This is a genomic window from Roseinatronobacter ekhonensis (genome assembly GCF_900499075.1).
GTDB lineage: Bacteria > Pseudomonadota > Alphaproteobacteria > Rhodobacterales > Rhodobacteraceae > Roseinatronobacter > Roseinatronobacter ekhonensis.
This window is the reverse complement of the sequence record NZ_UIHC01000009.1, coordinates 78154-90714: the sequence shown is the minus strand read 5'-3', so window position 1 is coordinate 90714 and position 12561 is coordinate 78154. Positions and strand designations below refer to the sequence as shown.

At 64.8% G+C, this 12561-nt stretch carries 13 protein-coding genes; 7 read left to right on the top strand and 6 right to left on the bottom strand.

The features are described 5' to 3' along the window. The first annotated feature begins 25 nt into the window (after window positions 1-25). On the top strand, window positions 26-1168 hold the full coding sequence (locus ROE7235_RS06585; RefSeq protein ID WP_121093868.1) for a 3-deoxy-D-manno-octulosonic acid transferase: 1143 nt from the start codon (window positions 26-28) through the stop codon (window positions 1166-1168). 5 nt (window positions 1169-1173) lie between these two features. Continuing rightward, window positions 1174-2160, top strand: a complete 987-nt coding sequence (gene lpxK, locus ROE7235_RS06580) for a tetraacyldisaccharide 4'-kinase (protein WP_121093906.1) — start codon at window positions 1174-1176, stop codon at window positions 2158-2160. A gap of 61 nt (window positions 2161-2221) precedes the next feature. Here the strand turns inward: lpxK and ROE7235_RS06575 are convergent, their stop codons facing one another. From ROE7235_RS06575 to ROE7235_RS06560, 4 genes are read right to left on the bottom strand one after another with little or no spacing between them, the layout of a single operon-like run. Further along, a complete protein-coding gene (locus ROE7235_RS06575) occupies window positions 2222-3205 on the bottom strand; it encodes a YcjF family protein (protein WP_121093867.1) in 984 nt (327 codons plus the stop codon). Beyond that, window positions 3202-4623, bottom strand: a complete 1422-nt coding sequence (locus ROE7235_RS06570; RefSeq protein WP_121093866.1) for a YcjX family GTP-binding protein — start codon at window positions 4621-4623, stop codon at window positions 3202-3204. The genes ROE7235_RS06575 and ROE7235_RS06570 overlap by 4 nt, the downstream gene beginning before the upstream one ends. Before the next feature lie 46 nt (window positions 4624-4669). Continuing rightward, entirely contained in the window at window positions 4670-5287 is a 618-nt protein-coding gene (locus ROE7235_RS06565) for a glutathione S-transferase (RefSeq protein ID WP_121093865.1), read from the bottom strand. After that, entirely contained in the window at window positions 5284-6189 is a 906-nt protein-coding gene (locus ROE7235_RS06560; RefSeq protein WP_183073358.1) for a LysR family transcriptional regulator, read from the bottom strand. The genes ROE7235_RS06565 and ROE7235_RS06560 overlap by 4 nt, the downstream gene beginning before the upstream one ends. A 92-nt stretch (window positions 6190-6281) precedes the next feature. On the opposite strand from ROE7235_RS06560, the gene ROE7235_RS06555 reads away from it, so the two are divergent. Both ROE7235_RS06555 and ROE7235_RS06550 read left to right on the top strand, forming a co-directional pair. Continuing rightward, window positions 6282-6905, top strand: a complete 624-nt coding sequence (locus tag ROE7235_RS06555; RefSeq protein WP_121093863.1) for a class I SAM-dependent methyltransferase — start codon at window positions 6282-6284, stop codon at window positions 6903-6905. 66 nt (window positions 6906-6971) lie between these two features. Continuing rightward, window positions 6972-7430, top strand: coding sequence for a DUF2267 domain-containing protein (locus ROE7235_RS06550; RefSeq protein ID WP_121093862.1), 459 nt, complete (start codon window positions 6972-6974; stop codon window positions 7428-7430). Window positions 7431-7446: 16 nt separating this feature from the next. On the opposite strand, the gene ROE7235_RS06545 is transcribed toward ROE7235_RS06550, so the two are convergent. Next, window positions 7447-8316: a branched-chain amino acid aminotransferase gene (locus tag ROE7235_RS06545; RefSeq protein ID WP_121093904.1), complete on the bottom strand. Its 870-nt coding sequence runs from the start codon at window positions 8314-8316 to the stop codon at window positions 7447-7449. 166 nt (window positions 8317-8482) lie between these two features. Between ROE7235_RS06545 and ROE7235_RS06540 the strand changes: the two genes are divergently transcribed. After that, window positions 8483-8989, top strand: coding sequence for a MarR family winged helix-turn-helix transcriptional regulator (locus ROE7235_RS06540; protein ID WP_121093902.1), 507 nt, complete (start codon window positions 8483-8485; stop codon window positions 8987-8989). Continuing rightward, window positions 8989-9708 (top strand): response regulator, encoded by a 720-nt coding sequence (locus tag ROE7235_RS06535; RefSeq protein WP_121093861.1) that lies wholly within the window; start codon window positions 8989-8991, stop codon window positions 9706-9708. The genes ROE7235_RS06540 and ROE7235_RS06535 overlap by 1 nt, the downstream gene beginning before the upstream one ends. Window positions 9709-9794: 86 nt before the next feature. Here ROE7235_RS06535 and purD read toward each other — a convergent pair whose 3' ends face one another. After that, a complete protein-coding gene (gene purD / locus ROE7235_RS06530) occupies window positions 9795-11057 on the bottom strand; it encodes a phosphoribosylamine--glycine ligase (RefSeq protein ID WP_121093860.1) in 1263 nt (420 codons plus the stop codon). Window positions 11058-11133: 76 nt separating this feature from the next. Between purD and xseA the strand changes: the two genes are divergently transcribed. After that, entirely contained in the window at window positions 11134-12543 is a 1410-nt protein-coding gene (gene xseA / locus ROE7235_RS06525; protein WP_121093859.1) for an exodeoxyribonuclease VII large subunit, read from the top strand. The last annotated feature ends 18 nt before the right edge of the window (window positions 12544-12561 follow it).

Sequence of the window (12561 nt, the reverse complement as noted above, 5' to 3'; positions counted from 1 at the left end):
TTTGACCGGCAGGCTAGATCACAGGGTGAGTGAAGACGGGATGTCGCTGGTCGCGGGGCTTGGCAGCCCGCTTGTCTGGCTGCATTGCGACAGCCCTTCGCGGTTGGAAAAACTGACCGCTTTGTCAGAGGCGGTCTTGCAGGCGGATGAGGAAGTCGGGGTCTTGCTCATCTACCCGCAGGCGTGCCCCCCACCCGCCGAAATCCCACGCCGTTTGTGTCTGCCATGTGCTGATGACGGCGCTGCGCTGGGGCGCAAACTGGCGGCGAAAACCCGCATTGGTGCCGCGCTGATCGCCGCGCGCAGCTTGCCTGCCGGGGTGGTGGCGCCGCTTGCGAAACAGGGGACACGGGTTCTGCTGGCAGAGATGGCTGTGCCGCGCGCAGAGGGGTTCTGGTCCATGACCCCCGGCTACAAGCGGCGTGCGTTCAGCCGTGTGTCGCATGTCTTTCTGGCGACCGAGCGGGCCCGTGCGCTGTGGCGCGAGGCCGGATTTGCGGATGAGCGGCTGTCGGTGATCGGCACCCTGTCGCAAGTGCCCTTGGCGCTGAAATGCAATGAGACAGAGCGCGAGACTCTGGCAGAGTCGTTGCGCCACCGGACCGTGTGGCTGGCCGCCGGTGTGCCGCCAGAGGAAGAGGAACGCGTTATTGCGGTTCAGCAGGAAGCGCTGCGCGAATCGCACCGTCTGGCCCTGATACTGCACCCCGCCGACCCGATGCGCGGTCCGGAGCTTTACGCCCGTTTCGCGCATCAGTTTACCATGGCACTGCGGTCGCGCGATGATCCGATCACGCCCGAAACGCAGGTCTATATCGCCGATACCGAAGGTGAGCGGGGTCTGTGGTATCGTCTGGCTGTGGCTTGCTACATGGGCGGCAGCTTTTCGAAAGGCAGCAGCTTTTCCCCGATGGAGGCCGCTGGCCTTGGCTGCGCGATCGTTCACGGGCCGGAAAAAGGGCAGTTTGCTGCGGCGTTCGATCTGTTGGCCGAGCGGCGCGCGACCCGGCGTCTGACACGCCCGCCGGCCCTTGGCGCCATGATGCGCGCGGTCCTGCGCCCCGAGCAGGCGGCAGAGATGGCGCATCGTGGTTGGCAGATCGTGTCAGAAGGGTCAGAGGCGACGGAAACGCTTGTCACGGCCCTTCTGGCCGCGTGTCGGGAGTGATGCGGATGCAACCGCCCGGCTTCTGGTTTCGCGAAAGGTCTGTCCTGGCCAGCCTGTTGGCCCCGTTGGGGTCGGTCTATGCGGCCGCGACCGCGCGGCGCGTGGCCCGCCCTGTCGGCTTTGATCCCGATGTTCCGGTAATTTGCGTTGGCAATATCAATATCGGTGGCACCGGCAAGACACCGACGGTCATCGCGCTGTTGCAAATTTTGCAAGCTATGGGTGTGACAGTGCATGTGTTGTCGCGCGGGTATGGTGGGCGGTTGCAGGGACCGTTGCAGGTGGTCGAACGCCAGCACAGCGCCGCCGATGTCGGGGACGAGCCGCTTCTGATGTCCGCATTTGCCCCTGTCTGGGTGGGCCGCGACCGTGTCGCGACCGCGCGCGCGGCCTTGGCCGCCGGGGCGCAGGCGCTGATTCTGGATGACGGCTTCCAAGACCCTGCCTTGCGCAAAGATCTGTCCTTGGTTGTGGTCGATGCCGCCCTTGGCTTTGGCAATGGGCGTGTCCTGCCCGCCGGTCCGTTGCGTGAACCCGTCGCAGCGGGATTGTCGCGGGCCGATGGGGTGCTTGCGATTGGCACCTCAGATCAGGTCGCGGCGTTCCGCGCCTCAAACCGCGCGCCGGTCCCGGTGCTGGCAGCGCAGCTAAAGCCCTTGCAGATGGGCCTGTCATGGCAAGGCCAGCGCGTGCTTGCCTTCGCAGGTATCGGACGGCCAGAGAAGTTCTTTGCCACATTGCGCGCCGAGGGCGCTGAGCTGCTGCGCGCCGAAGCGCTGTCGGACCACCAGCCGCTAAGCGACGCGTTGATGGCCCGGCTGGAGCTAGAGGCCAAGGCGCTGGGGGCGCAGATGGTCACAACCGAAAAAGACGCCGTCCGCCTGCCGCGCAGCTTCCGCCAAAAGGTCATGACCTTGCCGGTCCGGCTGGACTGGGAAGATGAGGGCACACTCCGGGGGATGCTGGAACGGGTCTTGCCCGAACGCGGCTAACACGGGTATCGGGTCTTTGCCCGCAGGCCACGCGGCGCAACCCGTCGCCTTGTCGCCTGTGTTATCCCCGATCAAACAATCCGCTGACAGCAGTAGACACGATAGACCCGGTCCGGGGTTTTTGTGCGGCCTCGAAGGGCAGGGGGCGACAGACGCTCATCGCGGCAATGCCCAGCCGCGCGGTCAATGCGCCATTCACAAGGCCTTCGCCGAAGCGGCGCGACACTTTCGACACCACACCGCCAGAGGCGACCGATCCCAGCATATCCTCTCCCACCGCGACGGCACCCGTGGCCAGCAGGTGCGCCACAACGCCGCGCAACAGCCGGATACTGCCCAATGCACCCGCGCGCCCGCCGTAGATTTCGGCAATGCGGCGGATCATCCGCAGGTTCGCGGCCATTGCGACCGCGACATCCACCAGCGCCATGGGCAGCATGGCGGTCAATAGCGCGACCTGCCGCGCAGTTGCCTCGACCTCGGCGCGGGCGGCTTTGTCCAGCGGCACCAGAAGCGTGGTTTCCGCCAGATGCAGCAACCCTTGGGCATCGGACTGGTCAGGCGCAAGTTCCGCCAGCCGGTCACGGTGCCAGCGCATTTCGGGGCGGCTGGCATAGAGCGCGGACAGGCGGTGCACCAGCCGCAGCGCCGTGTCGCGGTTGTCATCGGCCCGTGCGCTGTCGGCCAGTTGGCGCAGGTCATCCAAACGCCGCAAGCGCCGGAACCCGGCCCATTCGCGCAGCGCCACCCCAAGACAGGCCAGCACGACCAAGACAAGCAGCGCGCTTGCGACCCAACCAAGGGTCGGGTTGCGGGCCAGCAGCCCGGTGACGAAATCCCATGCCGCCAGCGACAGGGCCATCCCCAAAAGCGCTGCCGCTGCGCCCCAGCCCATGCGGCCAAGCCAAGACATGCGCCTGCGACCGATGGCAAGCGTGGCTTGCATCGCGGCGCCGGTCGGCGCGTCTTCGGGCGGTTGCGGCGCTGTGGCGGGTGTGTCTGCTGCGGTATCGTCCAACTCGAACACGGTGGGTCCACGGCTCATAGGATGTCTCCGATCAGGAATTGCGCGGCGCGGTCCAGCCGGATATGTGCCAGCCCGTCGCCGGGGCGGCGGGTCAAACCCACGGGCGCGAATTGCATCACGCCGAAATCGGCATCCAGCCATTTAGCCGCACCATCGCGCGCGGGCCCGATCAGCGCCATCGGGTCTTCGGGCAGGTCGCCCGCGAAAAACGCGGCCTGTTTGCCGCTGTCTATCTGTGTGCCGCGCACACAATCGAGCGTGTCGCCCCCGCGCGTGCGCTGCTCTTCCACCGTTGCGCGGACGGCTGCGATGGCCATGGCCTCTGTCCGGGCCCCTGCAAAATCGGCGCGGTCACGGGCCTGACGCAGAAGCGCAGCCATCAGCCCCGTCAGCTTTGCGTGCTGGCTGTGGTGCAGGTGGTCGGCCTTGGTCGCGGCGAATAGAAGCCGTTCGACCCGTTTGCCGCCCACAAGCCGTGTCAGCCACGCGTTGCGACCGGGGCGAAAGGCCGACAGAAGTTCGGTCATGGTGCGGCCCAGCTCGGCCACGGCATCCGGTCCGGCATGGACCGCGCCCAGCACATCTGCCAGAACGATCTGCCGGTCGATACGGGCAAAATGATCGCGGAAAAACGGGCGCACGACCTGCGCCTTGTAGGCGTCATAGCGGCGTGCCATTTCGCGGCCCAAGCTGCCACGCGCCATGCTGCCCGTCATCGGGGCAAACGTCAGGACGGGACTGCCCGCCAGATCGCCCGGCAGCAAAAACCGCCCCGGAGAGATATCTGGCAACCCCGCGTTGCGCGCGGCACCAAGGTAGTCGGTGAAACTGGCGGCCAGATCTTGGGCGCGGGCTTCGTCATGCGGTGCGTCGGGGTCTGTGTCGGCCAACCGGGCCAGATACCCGGCGGCATAGTCGCGCCGTTCCATGGCGGCCAGCAGATCGCGGCTCCACTCGGCAAAGCTTTTGTCCAGCAGCGTCAGGTCCAGGAGCCACTCGCCCGGATAGTCGATGATGTCCAGATGTTGCACCCGCGCCCCGCGCAAGCCGCCCAGAACCCCGCCCGAGCGCACCCGGAACGACAGCCGCAACTGCGACACATGCCGCGTGCTGTCGGGCCAATGCGGGTTCGGGCCTGTCAGCGCGGCGAGATGGCGCTCATACTCGAAGCGCGGCAGGGTATCATCGGGCTGGGGTTGCAGATACGCGGCCTCGATCCGGCCGTCGCTGACGGCCTGCAAGCCTCCCATACGCCCGCGGTCCAGAAGGTTCGCAACCAGCGAGGTGATGAACACGGTCTTGCCCGCCTGCGACAGGCCCGTCACGCCAAGGCGGAGCGAATCCTGAAACATGCCGCCTGTGACCGCGTGCCCGATCTGCGTGGTCGTCTCCTCGACCCCGCGCAAAACGTCCCCTGCAAACCGACCGATACCCATAAGCCCCACATTCCTTGCCTTGTCCCTAGATAGGGGGCAGGGCGCGTCAGGGGAAGAGGCGCGGCGCATCGCCTTCGGCCCATGGGGCGTGCTTGTCCATGACAGCGGCAAAGCGGTCCGATATCAGGAACCGCTCCAGCCACGCATGAAGGTGCGGCCAAGGCTGCCGGTCGAACCACGCTTTGTCGATGAAGGCGAATTGACGGATGAAGGGCAGCATGGCGAAATCCGCCAGCGTGGGCTGGCCGAACAGCCAATCACCAAGGGCGGTATCCAGCGCGGTCAGATGTGCGATCGCCTGCGCCAGATGGGTGTCGCGGTCCTCGGCCGGGTAGCGGCTGGCGTATTTCACCCGGTCCAGCGCGTGTTTGAACGGCCCGTCATTGCGCGCGATCCACGCGTGGCCGGTCTCTGGAATGTCGAGCCAGCCATCGGGATCGTTTTGGCGCAGCGCCCAAAGCATGATGTCGAGGCTTTCGTCGACCACGCCGCCCGCGGCAACAAGGCACGGCACGGTGGCTGACGGCGACACGGTCAGAAATGCATCCGGTTTGTCGCGCAGTTTGATCTCGCGCAGTTCCACCTGCACGCCGCTTGCCGCAAGCGCCAGCCGCGCGCGGATTGCATAGGGACAGCGGCGAAAGGAATAGAGAATGGGTGTCATGCCGCGCCTTGTGCCTTGGGGTCGTCCAAGTCGGAAAACGCCGCCAGCAACAATGCCCGCAGCCGTGCCACGCGGGCAGAGGCATAGACCTGACGGTGCGCCACGATCCACAAGGGCGCGCTTAGCCGCGTGGTATCGGGCATCAGCGGTTGCATTTCGGGGAATCGCAGCGCGATATCATCAAGCATGGGCACCACGCCCAGACCCAGCCGCGCCATTTCCCAGTTGGCCATGCAGTTGATCGTGACCAGACGGTGATGCCCCTTGGACAGCACATGCCCGCGCTCTGTCATGTAAGCTGCGAAAGCGTCGGGATCATCCATCCCGATAATCTGGTCCATCGGAATGTCGGACAGGCGACGCGGATGTCCATGCCGGGCGACCCAACCCGCACTCGCGTAGAAATGTATGCGCCGGTCGGGCAGGCGGTCGCCGACCAGCCCTGCTTCTGCCGGGGGCGCGTGGCGCAGAGCAAGATCGGCCTCGCGGCGGTGCAGGTCGGACAGGGTATCCTGCGCCAGCAGTGTCAGGCGCAGATCGGGCCATTCAGCCTGCCAAGCGGCGATCATGGCGGGCATCAGGTAGGCCGCATACCCTTGCGTGACCGACAGGGTAATGGGTGCCTGCGTATCCGCACCATGCCCGGTGGCGGCCAGTGCGAATTCCTCTGCATGGGCGGCCATCGCGCTGGCATGGGGCAACAGCGCCTGCCCCTCGGCGCTTAGCACAAGGCGTTTTTTGCTGCGTTGGAACAGCACGATCCCCAGCCGCGATTCCAGCAGTGCGATCTGGCGCGACAAGGTGGGCTGCGTCAGCCGCAACTGCCGCGCCGCAGCCGAAAGCGAGCCGGTCGTGGCCGTGGCGTGAAAGGCCCGCAACAAGGTCCAATCCATCAAGTTCATGCGTATGTGCATATCATGGATAGACATAAAGCCAATTCTGTTATTTTGCGTATGTTGCTACAGGCTGTCCCGAACACTGGAAAGGACCAGCGATGCAAGACGCACAATTCTGGAGCAAGATGGCACCGCGCTATGCACGCGCCAAGATCAGCGATATCGACGGCTACGCGCGCAGCCTGTCGGCGATAGAACCGTTCTTGTCCGGCGCGCATGTGCTGGAGCTTGGATGCGGCACGGGGACCACCGCGCTGAAACTTGCGCCGCAGGCGCAAAGCTACCTCGGGACCGATATCGCGCCGGGCATGATCGAGATCGCGCGCGGCAAGCTGCCCGATCAGGGCATCACTGGCCTGTCTTTCAAGGTGGGCACCGTTGAAACTCTCGCGCCAGAAGACAAGCGCGCCGATGTGGTGCTGGGCCTGAACTACCTGCATCTTTTGCGCGACTTACCTGCGACACTGTCTGGCATTCACGCGATGCTGCCCAAGGGCGGGGTCTTCATCTCGAAAACCCCGTGTCTGGCAGAGATGCCGTTTTTCATCCGGTGGTTGGTGTCGGTGTTGCAGGCGGTGGGCAAAGCGCCGTTTGTGCGGCTCTTGTCGGCGGCGGATCTGGAACAGGCGCTGGCGCAGGCGGGGTTCGAATGCGACCCGACCGCGCATCATGGGGCAAAGGCAAACGACGCGCGCGCCTTCATCGTGGCGCGCAAACCCTAACGCATGATCTTGCATAGTGCGCGATGGTCTGGCTAGGTTTCCTGTGTGCGTTACGGAGCTTTTGCCATGCCCATGCCATGGACCTATCGCCATGCCAGCCGCGAATGGCGCGCCTTTCTGGACGATGTGAAGGACGGCATGAACCTGTCATCCGACAACATGGCCTATACGGCGGTGGACGGTGTGTTCCAGTGCTATCGCAGACGCCTGACGGCGGCGCAGGGGCTTGGCTTTGCCAGCGTCCTGCCCTGCGTGCCGCGCGCGATCTTTGTGGCCGGATGGCAGCCAACCGACCCGCTGCCGGAATTTCCGTCGCGCGCCGAGTTGGTGGCAGAGGTCAAAGCCCTACGCCCCCATCACAACCTGACACCGGACACGGCCATAGAAGCCACCGCCATAGCCCTGCAACGCCAGATATTGCCGGATGACTGGGCGCGCGCGCTGGCGGCCCTGCCACCCGATGCGCGCGCATTCTGGGATGTGCCCGACATGCCAGAATCCGAGTTGCGCCCGCGCATTATCTGAGCAGGCGCATCACGGGTCAGGCGCGGACCAGCGCCTCGTAGCTTTGCGCCACGTCGCGGGTGATCTGGCCGACTTGGAAGTGATACTCCCCGATCTGGCCCACGGGCGTCACTTCTGCCGCCGTGCCGGTCAGCCAACATTCGCTGAAACTGTCCAATTCTTCCGGCAGGATATGGCGTTCATGCACGACCAGCCCCTTGTCGCGCAGCATGGCGATAACGGTCTGGCGGGTGATGCCGTTCAGGATCGCGTCAGGGATGGGGGTATGCACCTCGCCATCCTTGACAAAGAACACGTTCGCCCCGGTCGCCTCGGCCACGTAACCACGATAATCGTAGAACAGCGCGTCCGAGCAGCCTTTTTCCTCTGCCGCATGCTTCGACATGGTGCAGATCATATACAGGCCTGCGGCTTTGGCGGCGGTCGGGATCGTGTCGGGCGAGGGGCGGCGCCATTTGGCGATATCCAACTTCGCGCCCTGCATCTTGGCATCGCCATAATAAGCGCCCCATTCCCAAGCCGCCACGGCCAGACGCACCGGGTTGCGCCGCGCTGCGACACCCATATCTTCGCCCGCGCCGCGCCACGCGACCGCGCGCACATAGGCGTTGGTCAGATTGTTGGCGGCCAGCACCTCTGCCTTGGCGGCGTCGATCTGGTCGGCGCTGTAGGGAATGGGCATGTCCAGCAGGCGACCGGATTCGATCAGCCGTTCCGAATGCTCGTGGCCCTTAAAGATATTGCCGTCATAGCAGCGCTCACCCTCGAACACGGAAGATGCATAATGCATTGCATGGCTCAGGATGTGCACATTGGCATAGCGCCACGGCACCAGCTTGCCGTCCATCCAGATAAACCCGTCCCTGTCGTCATACGCGCCGCCCATCGGTGCCTCCATGCCTAATTTACGAATATTGCGCAGATTAGGTCCGCTTCGGACATAAAGTTACGCGATTTCGTGGGATTGCTACCGATTCGGACTTGGAATGTCAACAAGGCTGACATAAGATTGCCTAAAGAGTGATCGAAACGGTAACGCGGGTGTGCAGAGCATGGCGCAAAGTGGGCCAAACCATAGCAGCGGCGAGAATCTGCTTTTTCTGACGGATGAGCAGCTTCGCAAGGGCATTGAAGCAATGTTCTTCGCCTATCGCGGGTTTACCGCCGACCCTGACCGCATTCTGGAAGAATACGGCTATGGCCGCGCGCATCATCGCGCGTTGCATTTCATCAACCGCAGCTATGGCACGACCGTGAACAACTTGCTGACCACGCTTGGTGTCACCAAGCAATCGCTGAACCGGGTGTTGCGCGGCCTGATCGCGGACGGGCTGGTCGAAGCGCGGGTGGGCCGCACCGACCGACGCGAGCGCAATCTGTTCCTGACAGAAGCCGGACAGGACCTTGAACGCAAGCTGGCAGAAGCGCAGCGCGTGCGGATGCGCGCGGCGTATCGCGCAGCGGGGCCGCAGGCGGTGGCCGGGTTCCGGCAGGTGCTGGAAGCGATGATGGATGACGACATCCGCCGGACCTACCAGTCTTTGAAGGATAACCGATGATGCCGCAGGACACCGCGCCGCATTTGCTGGTTGTCGATGACGATGCCCGCATCCGAACGTTGTTGCAGAAATACCTTGTGCGAAACGGCTTTTGGGTCACAACCGCGCGCGACGCCGCGCATGCGCGGCGGGTTCTTGCGGGGCTGGCCTTTGACATGATCGTGCTGGACGTGATGATGCCGGGCGAGGACGGCATGGCGCTGACGCGCGCGATTCGGCAGGACAGCCAGGTTCCGGTTTTGCTGCTGACCGCGCGCGGCGCGTCCGAGGACCGGATCGACGGGCTGGAAGCGGGCGCGGATGATTACCTGCCAAAACCGTTCGAGCCGCGTGAACTGGTGCTGCGCATAAACGCGATCCTGCGCCGCAGCCCGAATGAGGCGGTCGAACCTTTGCGCCCGCAACTGCTGTTCATCGGGGCATTACGCTACGATCTGGAAAAAGGCGAGTTGAAGCGCGGCGAAGACCCGGTCCGGCTGACCCAGACCGAAGCCGCGCTGATGCGGCTTTTTGCCCAGCATCCCGGCGAGGTGTTGACCCGCGAGGCATTGGTCGAACACCTGGGGCGTGACCGTGCCGGACATGGTGGAGAGGTCGGGCAGGAACGCGCTGTTGACGTGCAGATCACCCGCCTGCGCCGCAAGCTTGAGGTTGATCCGAAATCGCCTCGCCACCTGCAAACCGTGCGCGGCGCAGGGTATATGCTGGTTGTGGAATAGCGGCGCGCGCTGCGGCGCACTGCGCAAAACGGCGATTTGTGGCTCATGGTCCACGTCGCGACGTTCCTCTCGGGCAGGGCGTCGCCCTACAGCGCCCGCCAGCCGATGTCGCGGCGGTAGAACCCGTCCGGCCAGTCGATGCTTTCAACCGTCGCATAGGCCCTTGCCTGTGCCTCTGCCAGCGTTGCGCCGCGCGCGGTCACGTTCAGAACCCGCCCGCCATTGGCCAGCACCTGTCCGCCGGTCGCGCGGGTGCCCGCGTGAAAAACCATATGCGCGCTGTCTTCGGCGCATGTCTCCAGCCCGCCGATCACCGATCCTTTTGCATACGGCCCCGGATAGCCCTGCGCGGCCATGACCACCGTCAGCGCGTGGTCATCGGCCCAATGCACCTGCGCTTGGTCCAGCCGCCCTTCGGCGCAGGCAAGCATCAGGTCGAGCGCCTGCGCGCCCAGTCGCATCATCAGAACCTGACATTCGGGATCGCCGAAACGGGCGTTGTATTCGACCAGTCGTGGCGCGCCGTCCTGAATCATCAACCCGGCATACAGAACCCCCTGATAGGGCATTCCCCGTCGCGCCATTTCGGCCATGGTGGGGCGGATTATCTGCTCCATCGCGGCCAGAGCAATGGCATCCGTCAGCACTGGCGCGGGGCTATAGGCGCCCATGCCGCCGGTGTTGGGGCCGGTATCGCCCTCGCCCACCCGCTTGTGGTCCTGGGCAGTGCCTATGGGCAAACATATCTCGCCATCGACCAGAATGAAGAAGGACGCTTCCTCGCCCTCCATGAATTCCTCGATCACGACCTCGGCTCCGGCCGCGCCGAATTCGCCGCTGAACATGGTGTCGATGGCGTCTAGTGCTTCGTCCAATGTCATCGCCACGACCACGCCCTTGCCCGCAGCCAAACCGTCGGCTTTGACCACGATAGGCACGCCCTGCGCTTGCACATAGGCGCGCGCCGACGCGGCGTCGGTGAAATGGGCATAGGCGGCGGTGGGGGCATCGACAGCGGCGCATATTTCCTTGGTAAATGCTTTTGACGCCTCCAGCCGCGCTGCGGTCGCCGATGGCCCGAAACACGTGATCCCCGCGCCGCGCAAGCGGTCGGCAACCCCGGCGGCCAAGGGCGCTTCGGGTCCGATGACGACGAAATCAATCGCTTCCGCCTCGCAGAACGCTACCACGGCAGAGCCGTCGCAAATGTCGATATCGGCGCAATCTGCAATCTGGTCCATGCCCGCATTGCCGGGCGCGCAGATCAGACGGTCGCATTTGGGGTTTTGCAGGATTGCCCATGCCAGCGCATGTTCGCGCCCGCCGCTGCCCAGAACAAGGATATTCATCGACCGCCCTCTCTTGGCCTTTGCCTGCGCGCGTTCTAGGCTGATGGTGCGACAGTGACAAGGATGACCCGCGCGCATGGATCTGATTGACGAGCCCCCCGGCAACACCCCGGAATTTACCGTGTCCGACCTGTCCGGCGCGGTCAAACGCACGCTGGAAGGGGAATTCGGGCGCGTGCGGGTGCGCGGGGAGGTCGGGCGCGTGGTGATCGCGCGCACCGGCCACATGTATTTCGACCTGAAAGACGACCGCGCGGTGATCGCTGGGGTAAGCTGGAAAGGGCAGGTTGCCCGCATGAAGGTCCGCCCGGAAGAGGGGATGGAGGTCATCGCCACCGGCCGCCTGACGACTTTTGCGCCACAGTCGAAATATCAGTTGCAGGTTGAAAGCATCGAGCCCGCGGGCGCTGGCGCGCTGATGGCCATGCTCGAGCAACGCCGCAAGGCACTGGCCGCCGAAGGGCTGTTCGATGCCGCGCATAAGCGCCGCTTGCCGTATCTGCCGCGTGTGGTCGGCGTTGTGACCTCGCCCCAAGGGGCGGTGATCCGTGATATCCTGCACCGGTTGCGCGACCGTTTCGGGGTGCATGTGCTGGTCTGGCCCGTGGCGGTGCAGGGGCAAGCCTGTGCGCCGCAGGTGGCCCGCGCGATCGAAGGTTTCAATGCGCTTCCCAAGGGTGGCCCCATCCCCCGTCCCGATGTGCTGATCGTGGCCCGTGGGGGCGGCTCTATCGAAGACCTGTGGGGCTTTAACGAGGAAATCGTTGTGCGGGCGGCGGCGGCCAGCGACATTCCCCTGATCTCGGCCGTGGGCCACGAAACCGATACCACGCTGATTGACCATGCGTCGGACCAGCGCGCGCCGACGCCCACGGCAGCGGCGGAAATCGCCGTGCCAGTCCATGCCGATCTGGTCGCGCATATCGCCAATCTGGATGCCCGGCTTGTGCGCGGGGGCGCGCAGAGCGTGGCCCTGCGGCGTCAGCGTTTGCGCGATCTGGGGCGCGCGTTACCAAGGCCCGAAAACCTGCTTGCGCCGGCCATGCAACGGTTTGACCAATGGGCGGAACGTGTGCCGGGCAGCTTGCGCGCGGCGCTGCAAAGCAAGGGTCTTGAGCTGCGCGGGGCTGTGGCGGCATTGCGGCCCACCACGCTCAACAGCCAGATCGCGCGGGGGCGCGAACGGTTGGACGGGCAATCTGCCCGGGCAGACCGCGCCGCGCTGGCGCGGCTCGACAGCTTGGCCACACGGCTGGCATCGTTGGAGCGCCTGCGCCTTTCGCTGGGTTATCCTGCCACCTTGCAACGCGGCTATGCCGTGGTCCGGGACGACACGGGGCAGGTCTTGACCAGCGTCAAACCTGCCGGGCAGGCGACAGCGCTTCAGGTGGAATTCAAGGACGGCACGCTGGACGTGATGGCGGGCAAACGGCCCAAGCCCGGCAAGACCGCAAAGCCCAAGTCGGAACAAGGGTCGTTATTCTAAGCGTGCAAAGCGTTTGCG

What these genes read in the sequence shown, in the direction of transcription:
- lpxK (WP_121093906.1), top strand. Translation starts at nt 1,174, where the DNA reads ATGCAACCGCCCGGCTTCTGGTTTCGCGAAAGGTCTGTCCTGGCCAGC.
- ROE7235_RS06575 (WP_121093867.1), bottom strand. Translation starts at nt 3,205, where the DNA reads ATGAGCCGTGGACCCACCGTGTTCGAGTTGGACGATACCGCAGCAGAC.
- ROE7235_RS06570 (WP_121093866.1), bottom strand. Translation starts at nt 4,623, where the DNA reads ATGGGTATCGGTCGGTTTGCAGGGGACGTTTTGCGCGGGGTCGAGGAG.
- ROE7235_RS06565 (WP_121093865.1), bottom strand. Translation starts at nt 5,287, where the DNA reads ATGACACCCATTCTCTATTCCTTTCGCCGCTGTCCCTATGCAATCCGC.
- ROE7235_RS06560 (WP_183073358.1), bottom strand. Translation starts at nt 6,189, where the DNA reads ATGAACTTGATGGATTGGACCTTGTTGCGGGCCTTTCACGCCACGGCC.
- ROE7235_RS06555 (WP_121093863.1), top strand. Translation starts at nt 6,282, where the DNA reads ATGCAAGACGCACAATTCTGGAGCAAGATGGCACCGCGCTATGCACGC.
- ROE7235_RS06550 (WP_121093862.1), top strand. Translation starts at nt 6,972, where the DNA reads ATGCCCATGCCATGGACCTATCGCCATGCCAGCCGCGAATGGCGCGCC.
- ROE7235_RS06545 (WP_121093904.1), bottom strand. Translation starts at nt 8,316, where the DNA reads ATGGGCGGCGCGTATGACGACAGGGACGGGTTTATCTGGATGGACGGC.
- ROE7235_RS06540 (WP_121093902.1), top strand. Translation starts at nt 8,483, where the DNA reads ATGGCGCAAAGTGGGCCAAACCATAGCAGCGGCGAGAATCTGCTTTTT.
- ROE7235_RS06535 (WP_121093861.1), top strand. Translation starts at nt 8,989, where the DNA reads ATGCCGCAGGACACCGCGCCGCATTTGCTGGTTGTCGATGACGATGCC.
- purD (WP_121093860.1), bottom strand. Translation starts at nt 11,057, where the DNA reads ATGAATATCCTTGTTCTGGGCAGCGGCGGGCGCGAACATGCGCTGGCA.
- xseA (WP_121093859.1), top strand. Translation starts at nt 11,134, where the DNA reads ATGGATCTGATTGACGAGCCCCCCGGCAACACCCCGGAATTTACCGTG.